This is a genomic window from Phenylobacterium aquaticum (genome assembly GCF_022695515.1).
Taxonomy (GTDB): Bacteria; Pseudomonadota; Alphaproteobacteria; order Caulobacterales; family Caulobacteraceae; genus Phenylobacterium; species Phenylobacterium aquaticum.
Genome location: NZ_JALDPT010000033.1, coordinates 16402 through 36701 on the forward strand (window position 1 = coordinate 16402; position 20300 = coordinate 36701).

The following is a 20300-nucleotide window of genomic DNA, read 5'->3' on the forward strand; positions in this document are numbered from 1 at the left end:
GACAAGGGCGTGGGGCTCAGGAAGGGGTCAGGCGTGCGGATCATTCTGTTCAAGGGACAGTCACAGTACGGCTCGCTGCGGCTGCACATCGACCAGCTCGCCGCCGCCTTGACGGGGCTGGGCCACGTGGCGGCGATCATCGACCTGACCTCGCCCGACGCCATCGCCCAGCTGAACGCCAGTTTCCAGGACAAGCCCGACGCCTATTTCGGTATCGGCGGGGTAGGATCGGACCTGAAGTCCGGCGACACCAGCGTCTATGACGCGCTCGGCGTGGTCTACGCCTCGCTCTATGTGGACCACCCGATCCACCACATCCCCAGGCTTTCGACGCCGATCCGGCGCAACGCCGCCCTGTTCCTCGACCGCAGCCACGTCCAGTTCATGACCGCCTGGACCAAGGGCCGCGGCTTCAGCCAGCTGGGCTTCCTGCCGCCGGGCGCCAATGAACTGGATGAACCGCTCGACCTGTCCGACGAGGCCTTCGCGCGGCGCGACATCCCGGTGCTGTTCACCGGCACCTATCGCGGCGCGCCGGCCATGCCCTGGCGCCAGGATCCGGACTCTCCCGCCCGCACGGCGATCGAGGCGGTGGCCCATCGGATGGCCGCCGACGCGCGCCTGCCCCTGCTCGACGCCCTCAAGCAGGCCCTGGCCGATGAGTTCCAGGCCGAGCTGACGGCGGAGCTGTTCAAGGATTTCATGCCCTTGCTGCAGGCCCCTCAGGCCTTCGCCGAGGCCTATCACCGCGACCGGCTGCTGCACGAACTTGGCCGGGGCGGCGCGCCGCTGACCATCTATGGCGCGGGCTGGGAGCCCCTGCTGGGCCTCTATCCCAGCTTCAGCCATGGCGGCCTGGGCAGCTTTGAGGAGACCCTGCACCTGCTGCGCCGGGCGCAGCTGGTGCTGAACATCAACAACGGCTTCGTCGCCGGCGGCCACGAGCGGGTGTTCACCGCCCTGTGCGGCGGGGCGGCCGTGATCTCCGACGAGAGCAAGTACTACGCCGAGGCCTTCAAGCCGGGCCGCGAGATGGCGACCTATAGCTGGAACCGGGTCGAGGCGGTTCCGGGCCAGATCGCCGACCTGCTGGCCGATCCGGCCGGGTTGGCCGCCATGGCGCGGGCCGGCGCCAAACGCGCCCAGGCCGAACACACCTGGACCGCGCGGGCCGCCAAGCTGGTCAAGACCCTCAAGCAGGCCTGACTCAGGCCGGCGTGAGAAGCGCCTGATATTCCTGGGGGGTTCCGCAGAAGATCACGTCGGCGGGATCGATCAGGCTGTAGCCGACCTTCCCGCCGCTGCCGATCAGGTGGTTGTAGAGCGGCGCCACATAGAGCTCAGCGGCCTGGGGGGCGGCCCGTTCGGCGGCCAGCGCCGCACGGAAGTCGCCAGCGCGAGCGAAGTGATAGAGCCCGGTGCAGCAGAGGTTTGAAATCGGGCGCTTTTCGGCGGTCTCGCTGGCGAGCGGCAGGTCGCCCTCCGCTGGCTTCACATAGGACCAGTTGGCCCCCTCGCCCTCGAACACCTCCAGCCAGCCGTCGAGCCCGGCGAACCAATCGCCCGGGAATTCAAAGCCGGGTCGGAAGGTGTCGATGTTGAAAATGGTGATCGGTTCGTCGTCGCTGACACCGGCCTGATGCAGCCCGATCGCCACGGTCTCGGCCTGTCCCGCCGTGATGGCGTCGAGCTCGACCACCTGGGCCTTCGCCACGCCGAGCCGGGCGCACTCAGCCTCGACGAAGGCGACATTGGCGGCGCCGGGGGCGACGATGAACAGGAAGGGCTGGCGGCTGAACTCGGACGCGAAACTCCCCACCGCGTGGGCGAACACGCTCTCGCCGCCAAGCGGCAGCATGAACTTCGGCACGGTGAAGCCGGCGTCGTAGAACCGCTGGGAGCGGCCGGCCATGGGGATGACGATCATGCGCGGTCCAGCTCCGCCCAGAGTCTGAGCGCATTGGCGATGAAGGCCTGCTGCCGGTCCGGGCGATCGGCGTGCAGGGGCAGCATGGAGAGGAAAAGGCCGATCATGAGCGCCCGCACCGGCGCGGACAGGCCGCCCACGCCATCGACGGTCAGGTCGCCCAGCGCCGCCTCCAGCCAGGGCTGGCAGGCGATGGGTTCGAATTCGAGACGATAGTCGCGGCCCTCGACGCGGCAGTCGTAGCGGCCGGCGATGATCTGGTCGTAACGGCCCACCGCCGAATGGGCGAGCTTGGCGAGGTCGTAGCGCAGGTCGCCATAGATGGTCGGCTTCTCGCCCACCAGTCCGCGCGGATCGATCGCCTTGATCCGCCGGACCCGTGAATCATAGAGGATGTTGGAGAAGCAGAAGTCGCCGTGCATGACGCTGTCGGGACGGCCCGTGGCGAGGTCGTAGGCCGGGACCAGGCGCTCGGCGATCTGCGCGAGCGAAGGCTGGGCCGCGCCGTCCAGGCTGAGCGGCTCGTCGATCGGAAAGCCGGTCTCGCGGGCGAAGCGCTCCAGGCGCGCCAGGGTCTTGTCCGCGGCCAGGGCCTTGAGCGCCGCATCACCTCCGGCCGTTCCGCGCACGGCGGCGCAGGTCCTGAGGAAGTCCTCGCAGGAGGCCAGGATGCGCAGCCAGGGCTTTCGGCCGACCGCGCCGTGCACAAACAGCTCCGACAGCACCGGCAGGAACTCGTACTCGGTCTCGTAGTAGACTTGGCCGCCCTCCCCGCCGAAGCCGAGCAGCCGGCCGCAATAGACCTGCACCTCCGGCGGCGCTTCCTGCAGCCAGTGGGTCTCGGCCCAGATCTTGGCGCTGTCGGCGCTGGACTTGCGTGCGGTCAGTCCGTCGATGCGCACGGTGTTGAAGGCGCGCGCCGTGGTCACCGCCAGGCGGGACTGGAAGAAGGTTTGCAGGTGGCCAAAGTCGAGCCAGCCCTTGGCCGGGACAAGGCCGACCTCGTGGCCCTCCAGATAGTGGTTCACGCCCTCGATGAAGTCGCCCCGCATGCGGGTGAGCGAGCGGAGCAGATCGAGCGAGGAGGCGAAGGCGAAGTAGCCGGCCGCGACCGGCCAGCCCTCATGCCCGTCTTCGCCGGCCGGGGTGTTGACCAGGCGGCGGACCCGACCATCGGGAGTCATCTCCATCTCGGCCCAGGCGTATTCGTTGGAGCGCGCGCCGCCGGCGATCAGGTCCGCTCGGTCCAGGGGCGGCGCGGCGATCAGGGTGTCGCCGTGCAGGATGTGGACGGGTCCGTCGCCGGCCCCGATGGAGTTGAGGGCGTAGACCACCGCCTCCCCGAGCTTCAGCCCCTCGGGCGCGGGCACGATCTCGACGTTCAGTTCGGCAAGGCGGGCCAGATCATGGTCGGAGAGCTCATAGGTCTCCGGCAGGACCAGATGCACCGGGCCCGCTCCCGCCAAGGCCTGAAGCTGCAGTTCATAGAGCCGCTGCACGCCGACCGGCAGAAGGCTGGGCGGCAGGGGGCCGAACTCGGCGGCCAGTTCCTGGCCCACCACCGCGCCGGACATGATCAGCCGCACCGCGCCCATGGGCTCAGGCCTCCCGGGCGAGCAGGGCGCGGATCTCGTCCAGGCTCAGGGCGACGAATTCGCTCGGCCGGATCGCCTTGTCGTCGACATAGAAGCCCTCGGTCCCGCACCAAGGCTTGCCCACATGGATTTCGTCATAGGGTACGTCATGGCGCGCCAGCCAGTCGAGGATGACCGGCAGGGTGTTGGCGTTGATCTTGCCGATCTGGCCGCCATAGGTGCGCATGTTGCGGGCTGAACAGATGACGATCTCGAAGCCCTGGTCGCGATAGGCCCGCAACTGGTCGATCAGGGCGAGGTTCGGCGCCCGCTCGGCATAGGACCGGTCGGGGTCGTCGAGCGCGATCGTGCCGTCGAGGTCGAAGACCAGCCGCTTCATGGGGCGATGCTAAAACGATTCCGCGCACGGCCCGCCCCGGCTCTGGTCACTCCAGGTCGCAGAGCCCAGAATGGCGCATGTCGCGGAATTCGGAGAATCAGGGCGCGTCGCCTTGGCGGGAGCCGGGCGTGGCGGCAGGCCTGCTGCTGGTCGCGATCATCATTGGCCTGCACCTGCCGCGGGCCTTCCTGACCCTGCCGCTCTATGCGGGCGACGAGGGCGCCTATCTGATCCATGCCCTGTTCGGCGGCCTGCTTAAGACCGATCCCGGCCTCTATCCCGCCCTGCCCGACGTCGACAACACGGCGTTCTTCTGGATCGTGCGGCTGGTCGACGCCCTGCCCGGCGACCCGCTCGACGCTCTCAGGCTGCTCGGCGGGGCGGCCTATGTCGGGGGTCTGGTCCTCGTCTGGCGCGGCGTGCGGCCCCAGCTCGCCGGCCGCGACGCCGCAGGCGTGCTGCTGCTGGGCCTGGCCTTCCCCTATTACAGGTTCGTCTTCACCGCCCTGCCGGAGGGCTGGTACGTGGGCCTGCTGGGCCTGATCATCTATCTGACCGCCCGCTTCTACCGGACGCGCCCCTGGGCGCACGCGGCCGGCCTGGGCGCCCTCACCGCCTGCCTGGTGCTGATCAAGCCGCACGGCGTCGCCCTGGCGGCGGGATTTGTCGCGCTCGTGGTGATCGACACGGCCCTGGACGCGCATCGCAAGCTGCTGGCCAGCGCGGGACGCCTGGCCCTGTTCGCCACGACCTTCCTGCTCGCGGGTCACGCGGTGCAGATGATCGACGGCCACGGCCCGCCCACGGGCCTCTGGTTCGTCGGGTCGGGCTTCTATGGGGCGATCCTGAAGGTCACGCCGAGCGCGCACGCCATCCATATCGGCGTGGTCGCACTGTTCGGCATGGCGACGGGGAGCCTGTTGCTGGCAGGGGCGCCCGTCGCCCTGGGCCTCGACGACCTGGCCGCCCGCTGGCGCGCAGAGCGGGGCCGGTTCCGCCTCGAGGCGGCGGACCTCGCCTTCCTCCTGACCCTGATGGGGTACGGGGCGACGGTGGCCATGGTCGCCATCTTCGCCGCAAAGGTCGCCGATATCGCGCCCATGGAGTCCTACCGGCTGTGGGGACGCTATTTCGAGTTCTTCGTGCCGCTGATCTGGCTGACCGCGTGGCCCTATGTGCGGGCGTCAGAGCATCGGCCGGACCGCCAAATCCTGGCGGCCGGGGTCGTGCTGGCCGGGCTGATCGGCCTGGTCGTCGCGCTGAAATCGGGCGTATCCCTGCTGCCCTGGGACGCGACGGCCCTGTCGGCCTTCTACATTCCAGGCGACCCGCGCTGGCCGCTGTTCACGACCTTTCCCGGCTTCGCCCTGGCCTGCGCCGCGACCCTGGGCGTGATCATCCTCACCCTGCGCAAGGCGCCGGCTCTCCAGGTCTGGCAGGGCTATTTCGCGGTTCTGGCCTGTCTGTCCTTCGGCCTGGACCAGGCCTGGTGGAGCCAGATCTCCCCTGAGCGCGACATTCTGCAGGCGGATCTCAAGATGGTGGGCCGCGCGATGACGGGCTCAGGCGGCGAAACCGCCACCTTCGTGGACGACCCCAATGCGGCGTCCAACGTGTTCCTCAGGCTGAGGGGGCGAACCCATATCGTGATGATGGCGCCGGGCGCGAGCCCGTCCTCCACCAACCTCAAGCCCTATCAGACCCTGGTGGTCGAAAAGGGTGTCGGCGCGCCGGCCCCGACCTGGCGCATCGTCCAGGCCGGGAAACAGCTGACCGTCTATCAGCGCGGCAGCTTGGACACGCCCATCAGATAGGCGTCCACCGCCTGGGCGCACTGGCGGCCCTCGCGGATCGCCCAGACCACCAGGGACTGGCCGCGCCGCATGTCGCCACAGGCGAAGATGTTTGGCGTCGAGGTCCTGTAGTCGGTGACCGGCGCCTTGACCGCGCCGCGGGGATCGAACTCGACCCCGGCCTGCTCGGTGAAGGCGTTGTGGCGCGGGCCGACGAAGCCCATGGCCAGCAGGACCATGTCGGCCTTGAGGATGAACTCGCTGCCGGCGATCTCCTGCATGGTCTGACGGCCGTCGGGGCCCTTGACCCATTCCAGGCGCACGCATTCCAGCGCCTCGATCTTGCCGTCCTTGCCGATTGCCCGCTTGGTGGCGACGGCGAAATCGCGCTCGCAGCCTTCTTCGTGGCTGGACGAGGTGCGCAGGCGCAGCGGCCAGTCCGGCCAGGTCATCGACTTGTTCTCGATGGCCGGGGGCTGGGGCATAATCTCCAGCTGGGTCACCGACAGGGCGCCGTGGCGGTTGGAGGTGCCGATGCAGTCGGAGCCCGTGTCGCCGCCGCCGATGACCACCACGTGCTTGCCCTTGGCCGACAGCGTGCCCTGGGGCGCGGCCTTGGCCTCGTCGTCGCCGGCGTTGCGCTTGTTCTGCTGGGTCAGGAAATCCATGGCGAAATGGATGCCGTCCAGCTCGCGGCCGGGGATCTCCAGGTCGCGGGGATTTTCGGCGCCGCCGGCCATCACCAGCACGTCATAGTCGTCAAGAAGGCGCTGCACCGAGACCGTGACGCCGATCTCCATATTGGTGCGGAAGATCACGCCTTCGGCCTCCATCTGGGCGACGCGGCGGTCGATCAGATGCTTCTCCATCTTGAAGTCCGGAATGCCGTAGCGCATCAGCCCGCCGATCCGGTCGTTCTTCTCGAACACGGAGGGGGCGTGACCGGCGCGGGCCAACTGCTGGGCGCAGGCGAGGCCGGCGGGGCCCGAGCCCACCACCGCGATCCGCTTGCCGGTGCCGCGCGGCGACATCTGGGGCGTGATCCAGCCCTCTTCCCAGCCCTTGTCGACGATCTGGCATTCGATCGTCTTGATGGTCACCGGGGTGTCGATGATGTTCAGGGTGCAGGACGCCTCGCAGGGCGCGGGGCAGATGCGGCCCGTGAACTCCGGGAAGTTGTTGGTCGACTGGAGATTGTCCAGCGCCGTCTTCCACTGCTCGCGATAGACCAGATTGTTGAAGTCGGGGATCTGGTTATTGACCGGACAGCCGTTGTGGCAGAACGGAATCCCGCAATCCATGCAGCGCGACGCCTGCTTGTTGATGGCGTCGGCCGGCAGCGGATGGACGAATTCCTTCCACGTCTTCAGCCGTTCCGCAGGCTTGTCGTAGCCGCGATCCTGACGTTCGATTTCCAGGAAGCCGGTGGGCTTGCCCATGACGATACTCCGTTCCTGAAAGGTCTATTCGGCGGCGACGGCGGCGGCCGCCTTGCGGGCGGCGGCCATGTCCATGAGGGCGCGCCGATAGTCCTTCGGCATCACCTTCACGAACTGGCCGAGCGAGGCGTCCCACGCATCCAAGATCATCTTGGCCCGCGCGCTGCCGGTATGCAGCAGGTGGCGCTCCACCAAGATCTTCAGCCGCTCGGCGTCGAACCGCAGGGGATCGCCCATGCCGGCGTTGTCCACCGAAGGCGAGCGCTGAAGCGGCCGCGCGCCGTCGTCCTCCGCATTGGCCGCCTCGGCCGGCTGGATCTTCTCCAGGTCGACCATGGCGGTGTTGCAGAGCTGGGCGAATTTGCCTTTGGGGTCATAGACATAGGCCACGCCGCCGGACATGCCGGCCGCGAAGTTGCGGCCCGTGTCGCCCAGCACCACCACCACGCCGCCGGTCATATATTCGCAGCCGTGGTCGCCCGTGCCCTCGACCACCGTGACGGCGCCGGAGTTGCGGACGGCGAAGCGCTCGCCGGCCACGCCCTCGAAATAGGCCTCGCCGGCTATGGCGCCGTAGAGGACCGTATTGCCGACGATGATGTTCTCGGTCGGATCGCGGTTGGCCTCGGACGGCTGGCGCACGACGACGCGGCCGCCGGACAGGCCCTTGCCCACATAGTCGTTGCCGTCGCCGATCAGTTCGAGCGAGACCCCGCGCGCGGCGAAGGCGCCGAAGCTCTGGCCCGCCTGGCCCTTGAAGGTGAGCGAGATGGTGTCTTCCGGCAGACCGGCGTGCCCATGGGCGCGGGCCACTTCACCCGACAGCATGGCGCCGACCGTGCGGTTGACGTTCTTGATCGCGTATTCGCGCCGCACCGGACCCTTGCCGGCGATGGCGTCCTTGGCGTCGGCGATCAGCTGGTTGTCGAGCGCCTTGTCGAGCCCGTGGTTCTGGGTCTCGTGGTTGCGCAGGGCGTCCGGATCATTGACCGGCACGGCGTAGAGGATCTTGGACAGATCGACGCCGCCCGCCTTCCAGTGGTCGATGGCCGGCTGCATGTCGAGACGGTCCACCCGGCCGGTCATTTCCGACACGGTGCGGAAGCCGAGCTGGGCCATGATCTCGCGCAGCTCTTCGGCGACGAAGAAGAAGTAGTTGATCACATGCTCGGGCTGGCCGGTGAAGCGCGCGCGCAGCACCGGATCCTGGGTCGCCACGCCCACCGGACAGGTGTTCAGGTGACACTTGCGCATCATGATGCAGCCCGAGGCGATCAGCGGCGCGGTGGCGAAGCCGAACTCGTCGGCGCCCAAGAGCGCGGCGACGGCGACGTCACGACCGGTGCGCAGGCCGCCGTCGGCCTGGACCGCGATGCGGGTGCGCAGGCCGTTGAGCAGCAGGGTCTGCTGGGTCTCGGCCAGGCCGATTTCCCAGGGCGAGCCCGCATGGGTCAGCGAGGTCAGAGGCGAGGCGCCGGTGCCGCCCTCGAAGCCCGAGATGGTCACATGGTCGGCGCGCGCCTTGGCGACGCCGGCGGCGACCGTGCCCACGCCCACCTCCGACACCAGCTTCACGGAGATGCGGGCGCGGGAATTGACGTTCTTAAGGTCGTGGATCAGCTGGGCCAGATCCTCGATCGAATAGATGTCGTGGTGCGGCGGCGGGCTGATCAGGCCCACGCCCGGCGTCGAGTGACGGACGCGGGCGATATTGGCGTCGACCTTGTGGCCGGGCAGCTGGCCGCCCTCGCCGGGCTTGGCGCCCTGGGCCATCTTGATCTGGATGTCGTCGGCGTTGACCAGGTACTCAGCCGTCACCCCGAAGCGGCCCGAGGCCACCTGCTTGATGGCCGAGCGCATGGAGTCGCCGTTGGCCATGGGCTTGAAGCGGTCGGACTCTTCCCCGCCCTCCCCGGTGTTCGACTTGCCGCCGATCCGGTTCATGGCGATGGCCAGGTTCGTATGGGCCTCGCGGCTGATCGAGCCGAAGCTCATGGCGCCAGTGGCGAAGCGTTTGACGATCTCGCTGGCCGGCTCGACCTCGCTCAGCGGGACCGGCGTCTCGGCCGGCTTGAAGCGCATCAGACCGCGGATGGTCAGCAGCCGTTCCGACTGTTCGTTGATGCCGTCGGCGAAGGCCTTGTACTCGTCCGGCAGATTGCCGCGCACGGCGTGCTGCAGGCGGCCCACCGTCTCCGGGGTCCAGGCGTGGGCCTCGCCGCGCAGGCGGAAGGCGTAGGAGCCGCCGACGTCCAGCATATTGGCGTAGATCGGATTGTCGCCATAGGCGTCGCGGTGGCGGCGCACGCACTCCTCGGCCACCTGATGCAGGCCGATGCCCTCGATCGTGGTCGCGGTGCCGGTGAAGTACTGCTCGATGAATTCCGACGACAGGCCGACGCCGTCGAAGATCTGGGCGCCGCAATAGGACTGGTAGGTCGAGATGCCCATCTTGGACATGACCTTCAGCACGCCCTTGCCGATCGCCTTGATGTAGTTCTTGCGCACGTCATAGGCCGACTGGGTCCAGCCGTTGTTCGTGCGCAGCTGCTCCAGGGTTTCGAAGGCCAGATAGGGGTTCACGGCTTCCGCGCCATAGCCGGCCAGGACGCAGAAGTGGTGCACTTCGCGCGCTTCGCCGGTCTCGATCACCAGGCCGGTCTGCATGCGCAAGCCCTGGCGGATGAGGTGATGGTGCACGGCCGCGGTGGCCAGCGCCGCCGGGATCGGAATGCGGTCCGGCGAGGCTTCCCGGTCCGACAGGATCAGGATGTTCATGTCGGCCAGGACGGCGTCGGTGGCCTGGCGGCAGAGGTGGTCCAGCGCCCATTCCAGGCCGCCCGGCCCTTCGGCCGCGGCCCAGGTGGCGTCGAGGGTGGCGGTGCGGAAGGCGCCGTCCAGGAGCTCGTTGATCGAGCGGATCTTGGCCAGGTCCTCGTTGGTGAGGATCGGCTGGGAGACTTCCAGACGCTTGTGGGCGCCGGCCTGACGGCCCAGCAGGTTCGGCCGCGGGCCGATCATCGAGACCAGGCTCATGACCAGCTCCTCGCGGATCGGGTCGATCGGCGGGTTGGTGACCTGGGCGAAGTTCTGCTTGAAATAGTCGTAGAGCAGCTTGGGCCGCTTGGAGAGCACGGCGATCGGCACGTCGCCGCCCATCGAGCCGATCGGGTCCTCGCCCTGCTGGCCCATGGGCTCCAGGAAGAACTGCAGATCCTCCTGGGTGTAGCCAAAGGCCTGCTGGCGATCGAGCAGGACCGCCGGATCATTGGAGGCCGGCGGGACATCGCCGGTCACATTGGCCAGGTCCTCCAGCTTGAACTGGGTGTTGGCCAGCCACTCCTCATAGGGCTCGGCCTCGGACAAGGAGCGCTTGATCTCCTCGTCCTCGATGATGCGGCCCTCTTCCATGTCGATGAGCAGCATCTTGCCGGGCTGCAGGCGCCACTTGCGCACCACCCGCTCCTCCGGAACGGTCAGGACGCCCACTTCCGAGGCCATGATCACATGGTCCTGGTCGGTGACGATGAAGCGGGCCGGACGCAGGCCGTTGCGGTCCAGGGTCGCGCCGATCTGGCGACCGTCGGTGAAGGCCACGGCGGCGGGGCCGTCCCACGGCTCCATCAGGGCGGCGTGATATTCGTAGAAAGCCTTGCGCTTGGGATCCATCAGCGGATTGCCGGCCCAGGCCTCCGGGATCAGCATCATCACCGCATGGGCCAGCGGATAGCCGCCGGCGAGCAGCAGCTCGAGCGCGTTGTCCAGGCAGGCGGTGTCCGACTGACCGTGCGGGATCAGCGGCCACATCTTGTTGAGGTCCGGCCCCAGGAGATCGCTCTCCAGGGTGCGCCGGCGAGCGTTCATCCAGTTCACATTGCCGCGGACGGTGTTGATCTCGCCGTTGTGGGCGATGAACCGGTAGGGGTGGGCCAGCTTCCAGGACGGGAAGGTGTTGGTCGAGAACCGCTGGTGGACCAGCGCCAGGGCCGATTCCGTGATCGGGTTCAGCAGGTCCTCGTAGAAGGTCCCCACCTGGTCGGCGAGCAGCAGGCCCTTATAGACCACCGTCCGGGTCGAGAAGGACGGCAGATAGAGCTGGGTCAGGCCCGGCAGGTTCTTCTTCACCGCCAGCTCGGCCAGCGGGTTCTGCAGCTGCTTGCGGATCGTCAGCAGCTTGCGCTCGAAATGGTCCTGATCCTTGATCCCCGGGCCGCGGCCGACGATGGCCTGGCGGATCACGGGCATCTCGGCGAGCACGGCGGCGCCGAGCCCTTGGGTGTTCACCGGCACGTCGCGCCAGGCGATGAAGCGCTGGCCCTCGACCTTCAGGAAATGCTCGAACTGCTGGATGGCGACGGCGCGGGTGGCCTCGTCCTGCGGCAGGAAGCACATGGCCACAGCGTAGTGGCCGGGCTCGGGCAGATCGACGCCGGTCTTGCCGGCCCAGTCGCGCAGCAGGGCGTCCGGAATCTGAATCAGAATCCCGGCCCCGTCGCCCACCAGGGGGTCCGCGCCGACCGCGCCGCGGTGGTCGAGATTGATCAGAATCTCCAGACCACAGGCCACGACCTCATGCGATTTGCGGCCCTTGATATTGGCCACAAACCCCACACCGCACGCGTCATGCTCGTTGCGCGGGTCGTACAGACCTTGCCGTTCCGGAGCACCCATCCACGTCCCTCGCTTCGTCTCGTTCACTATGGCCCCGGCGCGGAAATCAGGCACGCCGAAAGGCGGCCGAAAACCCGGCCGTCATAAGCCCGTCGGAGCGCGCCATTAGCGGCAAGATCGACCCTTGTCGATGGGTTCGAAACTGCGGAATTGAAAAGTTTTTCTAAGACCCGACGTCCAGAAGGGATTTGTCGGCCCGCCGCACGTCGTCGCAGCCGGTCAGGATCATGGCCGTGACCAGCTCACTCTTAAGTGTGCCCAGCATCTTGGAGATCATTTTCTCGCCCCCGGCGCCCAGGGCGTAGGCCCAAGGCCGACCGACGAAGCAGGCGCGCGCGCCGAGCGCCAGGGCTTTCAACACGTCCAGGCCCGAACGCACCCCGCCGTCCAGGAACACTTCCAGATCGTCGCCCACCGCATCGGCGATCCTGGGCAGGGCCGCGATCGAGGACTTCACCCCGTCGAGCTGGCGGCCGCCGTGGTTCGAGACGATCAGCCCTTGGGCCCCGGCCTTGACAGCGTCGCGGGCGTCGTCCGGATCGAGCACGCCCTTGATGATGATCGGCCCGTCCCAGATCTCGCGGACGAAATCGAGATCGGCCCAGGTGACCGACCGATCGAAGTTGCGGGCGATCCAGCTCAGGAAGTCATTGACCCGCCGCCCGCCTTCAACCGCGTCCTGCACATTGCCGAGCGTATGCGGCTTGCCGTTCACATAGACGTCCCAGAACCACTCCAGGTGGGTCGCCCCTTGCCAGCCGGTGTTCAGCAGGCCCGACAGGCCGGTCGCGCCGGTGAAGCCCGAGCGGACATCGCGATAACGTGATCCCGGCAGGGGCAGGTCCACCGTGAAGACCAGGACCGGACAGCCGGCCGCCTTCGCCCGCTCGAGCAGGGACCGCATATAACCGCGGTCCTTCAGCATATAGAGCTGGAACCAGGGCGCGGTTCCGGTCGCCGCCACCTCCTCCACCGAGCAGACGCCGACGGTCGACAAGCAGAACGGGACCCCCGCCTGGGCTGCGGCCCGCGCCGCCTGGGTCTCACCGCGGCGGCCGTACATGCCGGCCATGCCCACCGGCGACAGGCCGAGCGGCATGGCGAGCGTCTGGCCCACCGCCTGAACGGAGGTGTTGATGGTGGTCATGTCGCGCATGACCCGCTGGCGCAGGGCGATGGCCTCGAGGTCCTCGACGTTCCGCTTGAGCGTCACCTCGGCATAGGAGCCGCCATCGATGTACTCGAAGAACATGGGCGGCAGTCGCCGACGCGCCAGCTCTCGATAGTCCGAAACCGACACCGGCGGCATGACATCCCTCCCCTGCTTCGCCCTGGGTAAGGCAGGCCGGGGGGATTTACAAATGTTCTATCTTTGTTCTAGCGTAGCCGCATGCAGACTCGATTGGCCTTCCCCTCTGACCTGCCTCCGCTGCGCGAGCGCCTGCGCGAGGTGTTCGGCCCCCAGAAACCGGGGCAGCGCCTGGATCCGGTGTCGGAACTGATCAAGGCCATGCTCTCGGTGCGCACCTATGACGAGGTGACCTGGGCGGCGTTCGTGAGGCTGCGGGCGGCCTATCCGGACTGGAAGGCCCTGGCCTGCGCCGAGCCCTGGCAGATTGAGCCGATGATCGATCCGGTCACTTTCTCCGAGCAGAAGGCGCGCCAGCTTCCCACGCTGGTGCGGGTGATCCTGATCCAGGCCGGCGAGATGAACCTCGACTTCCTGGCCGAGATGCCGGCGGACGAAGCCATGGCCTGGCTGACCCGCCTGCCGGGCGTGGGCGTCAAGGTGGCGGCGGCGGTGCTGAACTTCTCCACCCTGGCGGGACGGGCCCTGGTGGTCGACACCCACACCCATCGGGTGGCGCGCCGTCTGGGCCTGACCGCCCGCCATGGCGACGCCCGCGACGCCTATGTCAGCCTGAGCGCCATGGTTCCCGACGACTGGACCCATGAGGACCTGTTCGAGCTGCACTGGCTGATGAAGCCGCACGGCCAGTCGATCTGCACCCACTTCGATCCGGCCTGCGACCTGTGCGCCCTGCGCGACGCCTGCCCCCGCGTGGGCGTCGCGGCGGACCAGGAACGCAGCGTCACCCCCTTCGCCCCGGTCAGATCGGCGCGCTGAATCGCGCGGCGACCGTTGGAGCCTGACGCGTCCCGCGCTAGGTTCGCGTCGCTGCCGCTGATGCGGATTCGAGGAGCTTTCTATGACCGACGGGATTGCACGCCCCTGGGCCCTGATGCGCCACCACGCTGGCTGGGCTGACGTTTTCCTGATCGAGAAGGAATCTGCGGACTCCATCACCGGCGTCTATCCCGACCGCGAGACCGTCGGCCCGCCCGTGAACTATTCGGTGCGCGCCATCCTCGCCCGCTTTGAGACCCTGGAGGCCGCCCGCGCCGCCCGTGAAGGCGCCGTGCTGGAATGGCGCAAGCATGACGCCGCCGTGCGCGACGCCGAAGCCGCCCTGCGCGATGCGGAAAAGGCCCGCGAGGACGCCTGGCTCAACTGCCTGCGCGGCGCGGCGGGCTGACGCCCGGCCTCAAGGGCCGAACACCCCAATCGACCTAGGACCTGCGCCGGTTTCCGGCCAGGAGCGGCACGGGGCGACCTGGGCGGTCGCCGCCGAAATTCCATGACGGCCAGGCCAGGTCCCATCCGGGGCGGCGCCCCCGCGACAGGGTCCGCAGGCGCGCGACCTGCATCACCAAGCCGGCCGGGGTCAGAACCTCGGCGATGTCGCGGATCATCTTCAGTTCGGCCCACAGCCCCGCGAGCGCCCCGACCTTTTCGGCCTTGCGGACATTGCGCACGTTCGGACAGTCGACCACCGCCACCGGCAATTCGGCCGACACCACCAGGCTGTTCAGGAACACCTCGGCGCCCCAGCGCGGCAGGCGCTCCCAGATCTCCGGCTGGCCGCGCGCCAGCCAGCCCGGCACGACGCGCTCGCCGGTGATGAAGTCGAGGCCCAGGGCGCGATAGAGCCCCAGGCTGTTGCCCCGCATGCCCAGAGTGACCGCACAGGCGCCGGAGAGCACCGGCGCCACCAGCCGGTGGATGTCGCCCGCCGACAATCCCGCCAGGTCGGCGTCCAGAAACAACACATGGTCACCGAAGCTGCGGGCCGCGCCGATCCCCATGGCGAAGGTCTTGCCGCGGTTCTGGGGCAGAGACACGGCCTCGACGGACGGGAACCGGGCCAGGATCTGGGCCGTGGCGTCGGTCGAGCCGTCGTCCACCACGATCACCTGGTCCAGGGCGGGATGGACGGCGACGACCCGCAGGAGATCGCCGAGCCGGTCGGCTTCGTTATAGGCGCAGATCACGCAGGAAATGGTGGGCATGGGCGGCCATGGAGTTGGTACAGGTCGCCAACACCCATGCCCCGGCCACGGTTCCCGCTGCGGCGGGCGGCCCCTAGAACTTGATGCGGAATCCCTTGGCCACCGCATAGGCGAAGGCCGCCGCGACGATCACGCCCAGCGCCAGACGCCAGACCGGCGCCGTCTTGAGCGGCGTCACCGCGTGGGCGAACACCCGCCGGCCGGTGACCATGGCCGCCACCAGGTTCTCGCGCTTCCAGAACCGATAATAGGCGATCGCCACGAGATGCAGGCCGATCAGGCCCTGCAACACCCGGAAGCTCAGTTCATGTCCCTCGGCGAAGGCGCGGCCGGTGTCGAAATCGACCTTGTCGGACAGGGGCCCGGACTCGATGCCGTCGATGTCCACGGCGAACAGGCCCAGGCTGACCTGAACGATGAGCACCAGCAGCATGGCCACGACGCTCCAGGCGCCCAGCGGATTATGGCCGGGCGTCTCGCCGGCCTCCCGCGAGCCCAAGGTCTTCGCATAGGCGAGCGTGGCCCCAGGCCCCTTGATGAAGCTCGCGAACCGCGCGGTCGACCCGCCGGCCACGCCCCACCAGAGCCGGAACACCAGAAGTCCGATGACCGCGTAGCCGGACAGCCGGTGGACATCCATCTGCTTGCCGGCGGTCAGCCAGGAGACGACGATCAGGATCGCCATCGACCAGTGAACGAGCCGGGTCGGCCCGTCCCAGAGGCGGGTAGGCGCCGGCTGATCGGTCGCGCTCATGGCCGGGGTCTCTGCCGGATCAGTGTTGTTCAGGCGCGCGGTACTTGGTGTGGCAGCCGCCGCAGGCGCCACCCGTCGCCTTGACCTGGGCCTTCAGGGCCTCGATGTCGCCGCCCTTGGCGACGGTCTCGAGCTTGGCGGACTCGATTTCCAGGTTCTTCACCGCGGTGGCGAAGCCGGCGCTGTCGGACCAGATCTCGGCCTTGGCCCGGGTCTTCTGGCCGCTTTCCGGACCGGAGCCGGCCGGGAACCACTTGCCGACCTGATGGGCGACCTGGTTCACGGTCCTTGCCTGGTCGGCCAGGGCCTTGGCGTCCGGCGCGTCGGATTTCAGGCCGTCATTCATGCCCTTGAAGGCCGAGCCCATCTTCTTGAAGCCGTCGATGCGGCTGGCGATGACCTTGCCCGCGTCCACGGCGGCCAGGGCCGCGCCGCTGCTGGCCGCGACAGCCAGGACCACCCCGACCACGAGGCCGATGGGACGCTTGCGGGCGGATAGGGTCATGATCGGGCTCCATGGGAATCTGGCGAGGTCGCGCGGCGACATTGGCGCGGGCCTCGCCCGGGCGTCAATCATCGCCGATGCGAGAAACACCTATCGGCGCGGCGCGCCTTGTCCGCGGGCGTCGCTGATCAAGGCGCCGCAGGCCGCGTCCTTGGCGAGGCCCGGATCGACGAAGGGCAGAATGGCCGCCAGGGGCGAGACGACCGAGGCCAGCAGCAGGCCGACGCCGCCCTGGGCCACGGCGTGGCCGGTGTCGAGCTTCACCTTCGGCCCCAGGATCGGGCCTTCGACCGTGATCGGGATGAGCGCCCGGACCAGGCGGAATTCCTTCGGCCGGCCCTCGACGCGGAAACTCATTCGCTCGCGGTCCAGGTCGATCCAGCCCTTGCCCGTGGCCAGCACCGGCCCGGTGTCGAACACGATCGCATTGGCCGTCAGCCGGCCGTTCACCGCCTTGAAGTCGGCCACGGCGCAGCGGACCGGCACTACGCCCTTGTCCTTGGACCACAGAAGGCCGAGCCCCTTGGTCACGTCCACACCCAGCAACTCGGCGAAGGATTCCCGGATCTCGCCGCCCGGACTGACCACCACGACCTCGCCGTCGGCGTGCGCGGCCGCCCGGTGGACGGAGTCCCCTGCCCCGCGCAGGCGGATCCGGCTGACCAGGGCGCCGGTCAGGGGCTGGCCGCCGCCGGGAATGGGGATCAATTGCTCGAGCCGGGCGCCGGTGAGCCGCAGGTCGACCGTGGTGATCGGCGTCGCGCCACGCGCATCCAGGGTGGCGCTGCCGGAGACCTTGCCCTGGGTCATCTGCAGGGTCAGGGGGTCGGCGGTCAGCCGTCCGCGATCCAGCCGGACACGAACCGCCCCGCTTTGCAGCGGCAGCTTGGGGGCGTGGATCGAGGCCGCGCGGAAGCTGACATCGGCGTCGATGGAGCGGATCTTGCCGACATTCAGGGTTGTGTCCGGCAGCAGACGGCGTTCGGCCGCCATCTTGCGCCCGATCGCCTGCTGGGCGGCCGACACCGTCTCGCCGCGGCCGCGCGCCGGCGCGCCGCCGAACAGGGTCGCCAGATCGTCGAAATCGAGGCTGCGCGAGGACAGGTCGGCTTTCAGCATGGGGCGGGCGCCGCCGACCTGCACGGACAGGGCGCCGGCCAGATCGCTGTCCCCCACCCTTCCGTTCAAGCCGGTGATGGAGATCAGCTTGCCCTGGCGTTCCAGGCGCCCGCTCAGGGCGTAGGGCGGCGTATTGGGCAGGGCGACGCCCGTCAGGTCATAGAGATCGGACAGATCGGCGCCGCGAGCCTTCAGCGCCATGCTGAACCGCGCGAAATCGAATGGCTTGGCGACCTCGCCGTCGGCGGCGAGGCGGGTCGGCCCGGCGCGCACATCCGCATGGAAGGGATAGGGTCGGTCTGCCCGCACGTTCAACAGCGGCCCGCCGGTGATCCTGAGTTGGAAGGGATTGTTGTTCAGCCGCCCGTCGCCCGTCAGCTGAAAGCCCCGGTTGGCGTCGTCTAGCCGCTCGTTGGCCGAAACGGCGCCGCTGAAGGCCAGCTTGCGAACCGCATCGGTGATCGACAGCCGCCCTTCGGTGATCTGGAAGTGGGCTACCGGCGGCATGTGGAACGGGGTTGCGGGTCGGGCGCCGTCCGTAAGGTCCCACGTCGCGCGCCCCTTGGCGTCGCGCAGCAGGCGGACATCCGGTCGATCGGCCTCGAGCTTGAGCAGCACGACCTGGCCCCGCAGCAGCGGCAGCAGCTTGATCTGGACGGTAAGGCGCCGGATCGTCGCCATGGCGCCGGGCCCGGCCCAGGCCGGATCGCCCACCCTGAGTTGGTCGATGGTCGCCGAGGGCTTGAGCGACCAGAGGCGGACCTTGAGCGGCCCCTCCAGGGTCACCGGGCGGTGAAGGCGCGCCGACGCCATGCGGCCGATCGGGCCCCGCGCCATGTTCCAGTCGAGCAAGGACAGAACAAGGACCACGAGGGCGATGAGACAGGCGAGCCCGCCGGCCGTCCAGGCCAGGGCGCGTTCGGGTCCAGACAGTCCTCGCCATCCCTGGGCGACCCCGCTCGCGGTTTGGCGCAAGGCGGCGCCCAGTCTCGCGGGGACACGGGGCGTTTGAGGGTCTGACGGCAAGCGGCGGACTCCGGGGGATGACGCGGATGGGCGGGATGGCGCGGGTCGACCGTCAGAGCCGCTGCAAGGCCCTTGTCGCCCTGCTCAGCTGGCCAAGCGCTTGCAACGCGCCCCGTCGCTTCTCGGATTGGGACGACCTAGGTGATGCAACGCAGAGCAGGGTCAGGGCGTTCCGCAGACACCAAATTCCGATCGCCTATAAAACGAGCTATAAGGGATGTTCCGCCATTGTTGATTGGAATGCGCGCAGCTATGCTGCATTGCACACTTGAGGTGGACCTTGTTCTCGCTGTTTAAGCGCTCGAAGGCGAAGTCGGCAGTGCCCACGACCGAGGGGCGGCTCGTCTATGCGATCGGCGATGTGCATGGGCGACTGGACGCGCTTGAGGCGCTTTTGAAGGTCATCGCGCAGGACATTCGCGACACCGCGCCGAAGTCCCGTCCCCTGTTGATCTTCCTCGGCGATTACGTTGACCGCGGCCCGGCCTCAAAGGACGTGGTGAGCCTGATCATCGCCTTGCGCCAGGATCCCGCGTTCGAGGTGCGGGTGCTGAAGGGCAATCATGAGGAGGCTCTGCTCCAGTTTCTGGACGAGCCCGAATTCGGCGCCACCTGGGCTGACTATGGGGGCATCGCCACCCTGGCGTCCTACGGCGTGACCCCGCCGGTGGGCCGCACGGATACCGAAGCTTGGGTGGCTGCGTCCCAGGCCTTGGCCAAGGCGATGCCGCGCGAGCATTTGGACTTCTACGGCGAGCTGGAGCTGATGGTGGAGGTTGGCGGCTATGCCTTCGTGCACGCCGGCGTTCGTCCCGGCGTCTCGTTGGCCAACCAGTCGGCCCATGATCTGATGTGGATCCGGCAGGAATTCCTGTCTGCGCCGGGCCGGTTCGAAAAGATCATCGTGCATGGGCATACGCCGATGGAGGCCCCTCAAATGACCAAGTCGCGCATTGGCGTCGATACGGGCGTTTATGCGACTGGGATTCTCACGGCGGTGCGGCTCGACGACAAGGGCGCGAGCTTCCTTCAAGGCAAGGTCGGCTTCGCGGCTCGCCAGGTCGCCGCCTCGACCAAAGCCGCCTAGGCGCGCGCTCGCCGTCTGCGCGCGGCCTTCCAGATCCCAGCCGCCTAGTGGCTGACCCCGCGGCCGTTCAGGGCGATCGACACGGTCTTCAGCATGACGCCCAGATCCATGAGCAGGGACTGCCTGCGCATATAGTCGGCGTCCAGCCGCACCTTGTCCGGGATCGGCAGCTCGTCACGACCATTGACCTGGGCCCACCCCGTCAGACCCGGCCGCAACCGGTGAACCCCGGCCTCGGTCCGCAGACTTACCAGATCATCCTGATTGAACAGGGCGGGCCTTGGGCCGACCAGGCTCATGTCGCCGACCAGCACGCTCCAGAGCTGCGGCAGCTCATCCAGGCTGGAGCGGCGCAGAAACCGGCCCAGGGGCGTAATCCAGGCCTCGGCGTCGGACAGGAGGTGGGTCGCCACATTGGGCGCGCCGACCCGCATGCTGCGGAACTTGGGCATGCGGAAGAGCACATTGTCCCGCCCCACCCGCTGCGACCAATGCAGGGCCGGTCCAGGCGACTCCAGGCGGACGGCGAGCGCCAGGCCCAGCAGCACCGGTGACAGCACCACCAGCCCGAGCCCGGCGCCCACAATGTCCACCCAACGCTTCAGCACAGACCTCTCCCGGCGCAGGCCGCCACCATACGAGGCCTAAAGCACC

The 20300-nt window shown here is 68.3% G+C and carries 16 protein-coding genes; 5 read left to right on the forward strand and 11 right to left on the reverse strand.

The features are described 5' to 3' along the window. Positions 1 to 33: 33 nt before the first annotated feature. Positions 34 to 1206, forward strand: a complete 1173-nt coding sequence (locus MQH10_RS26930; protein ID WP_242565803.1) for a glycosyltransferase family protein — start codon at positions 34 to 36, stop codon at positions 1204 to 1206. A gap of 1 nt (position 1207) precedes the next feature. On the opposite strand, the gene MQH10_RS20310 is transcribed toward MQH10_RS26930, so the two are convergent. From MQH10_RS20310 to MQH10_RS20320, 3 genes are read right to left on the reverse strand one after another with little or no spacing between them, the layout of a single operon-like run. Beyond that, positions 1208 to 1927, reverse strand: a complete 720-nt coding sequence (locus MQH10_RS20310; protein WP_242565804.1) for a glycosyltransferase family protein — start codon at positions 1925 to 1927, stop codon at positions 1208 to 1210. Then, positions 1924 to 3522, reverse strand: coding sequence for a glycosyltransferase family protein (locus tag MQH10_RS20315; protein ID WP_242565805.1), 1599 nt, complete (start codon positions 3520 to 3522; stop codon positions 1924 to 1926). Before MQH10_RS20315 ends, MQH10_RS20310 begins: the two co-directional genes overlap by 4 nt. A gap of 4 nt (positions 3523 to 3526) precedes the next feature. Continuing rightward, positions 3527 to 3901 (reverse strand): HAD-IIIC family phosphatase, encoded by a 375-nt coding sequence (locus MQH10_RS20320; RefSeq protein ID WP_242565806.1) that lies wholly within the window; start codon positions 3899 to 3901, stop codon positions 3527 to 3529. A 128-nt stretch (positions 3902 to 4029) separates the two neighbouring features. Between MQH10_RS20320 and MQH10_RS20325 the strand changes: the two genes are divergently transcribed. Continuing rightward, entirely contained in the window at positions 4030 to 5715 is a 1686-nt protein-coding gene (locus tag MQH10_RS20325; RefSeq protein WP_242565807.1) for an ArnT family glycosyltransferase, read from the forward strand. Here the strand turns inward: MQH10_RS20325 and MQH10_RS20330 are convergent. The 3 genes from MQH10_RS20330 to MQH10_RS20340 form a co-directional block, all read right to left on the reverse strand. Continuing rightward, positions 5682 to 7133, reverse strand: a complete 1452-nt coding sequence (locus MQH10_RS20330) for a glutamate synthase subunit beta (protein ID WP_242565808.1) — start codon at positions 7131 to 7133, stop codon at positions 5682 to 5684. The two genes, MQH10_RS20325 and MQH10_RS20330, sit on opposite strands and share 34 nt — an antisense overlap. A 24-nt stretch (positions 7134 to 7157) precedes the next feature. Further along, entirely contained in the window at positions 7158 to 11804 is a 4647-nt protein-coding gene (gene gltB, locus MQH10_RS20335) for a glutamate synthase large subunit (protein ID WP_272887052.1), read from the reverse strand. Positions 11805 to 11967: 163 nt separating this feature from the next. Continuing rightward, positions 11968 to 13113, reverse strand: a complete 1146-nt coding sequence (locus MQH10_RS20340) for an L-lactate dehydrogenase (protein ID WP_242565810.1) — start codon at positions 13111 to 13113, stop codon at positions 11968 to 11970. An 81-nt stretch (positions 13114 to 13194) separates the two neighbouring features. Between MQH10_RS20340 and MQH10_RS20345 the strand changes: the two genes are divergently transcribed. Next, positions 13195 to 13932, forward strand: coding sequence for an endonuclease III domain-containing protein (locus MQH10_RS20345; RefSeq protein ID WP_242565811.1), 738 nt, complete (start codon positions 13195 to 13197; stop codon positions 13930 to 13932). An 82-nt stretch (positions 13933 to 14014) separates the two neighbouring features. Further along, positions 14015 to 14341 carry a hypothetical protein gene (locus MQH10_RS20350; RefSeq protein ID WP_242565812.1) on the forward strand — a complete coding sequence of 109 codons (327 nt, stop codon included), beginning with the start codon at positions 14015 to 14017 and terminating at the stop codon, positions 14339 to 14341. A gap of 34 nt (positions 14342 to 14375) precedes the next feature. On the opposite strand, the gene MQH10_RS20355 is transcribed toward MQH10_RS20350, so the two are convergent. The 4 genes from MQH10_RS20355 to MQH10_RS20370 all read right to left on the reverse strand — a co-directional run bounded on the left by MQH10_RS20355 (position 14376) and on the right by MQH10_RS20370 (position 18508). Continuing rightward, positions 14376 to 15155 (reverse strand): glycosyltransferase family 2 protein, encoded by a 780-nt coding sequence (locus MQH10_RS20355; protein WP_242565813.1) that lies wholly within the window; start codon positions 15153 to 15155, stop codon positions 14376 to 14378. Between the two features lie 73 nt (positions 15156 to 15228). Further along, complete coding sequence (locus MQH10_RS20360; protein ID WP_242565814.1) at positions 15229 to 15909, reverse strand: cytochrome b/b6 domain-containing protein; 681 nt, start codon at positions 15907 to 15909, stop codon at positions 15229 to 15231. A 19-nt stretch (positions 15910 to 15928) separates the two neighbouring features. After that, the gene (locus tag MQH10_RS20365; RefSeq protein ID WP_242565815.1) at positions 15929 to 16414 is read right to left on the reverse strand and encodes a c-type cytochrome; all 486 of its coding nucleotides are present in this window, start codon (positions 16412 to 16414) and stop codon (positions 15929 to 15931) included. 90 nt (positions 16415 to 16504) lie between these two features. Beyond that, the gene (locus MQH10_RS20370) at positions 16505 to 18508 is read right to left on the reverse strand and encodes an AsmA family protein (RefSeq protein WP_242565816.1); all 2004 of its coding nucleotides are present in this window, start codon (positions 18506 to 18508) and stop codon (positions 16505 to 16507) included. Positions 18509 to 18839: 331 nt separating this feature from the next. On the opposite strand from MQH10_RS20370, the gene MQH10_RS20375 reads away from it, so the two are divergent. After that, positions 18840 to 19646: a metallophosphoesterase family protein gene (locus MQH10_RS20375; protein WP_242565817.1), complete on the forward strand. Its 807-nt coding sequence runs from the start codon at positions 18840 to 18842 to the stop codon at positions 19644 to 19646. A gap of 44 nt (positions 19647 to 19690) precedes the next feature. Here MQH10_RS20375 and MQH10_RS20380 read toward each other — a convergent pair whose 3' ends face one another. After that, positions 19691 to 20254 carry a sugar transferase gene (locus tag MQH10_RS20380; RefSeq protein WP_473828315.1) on the reverse strand — a complete coding sequence of 188 codons (564 nt, stop codon included), beginning with the start codon at positions 20252 to 20254 and terminating at the stop codon, positions 19691 to 19693. Between the last annotated feature and the right edge of the window lie 46 nt (positions 20255 to 20300).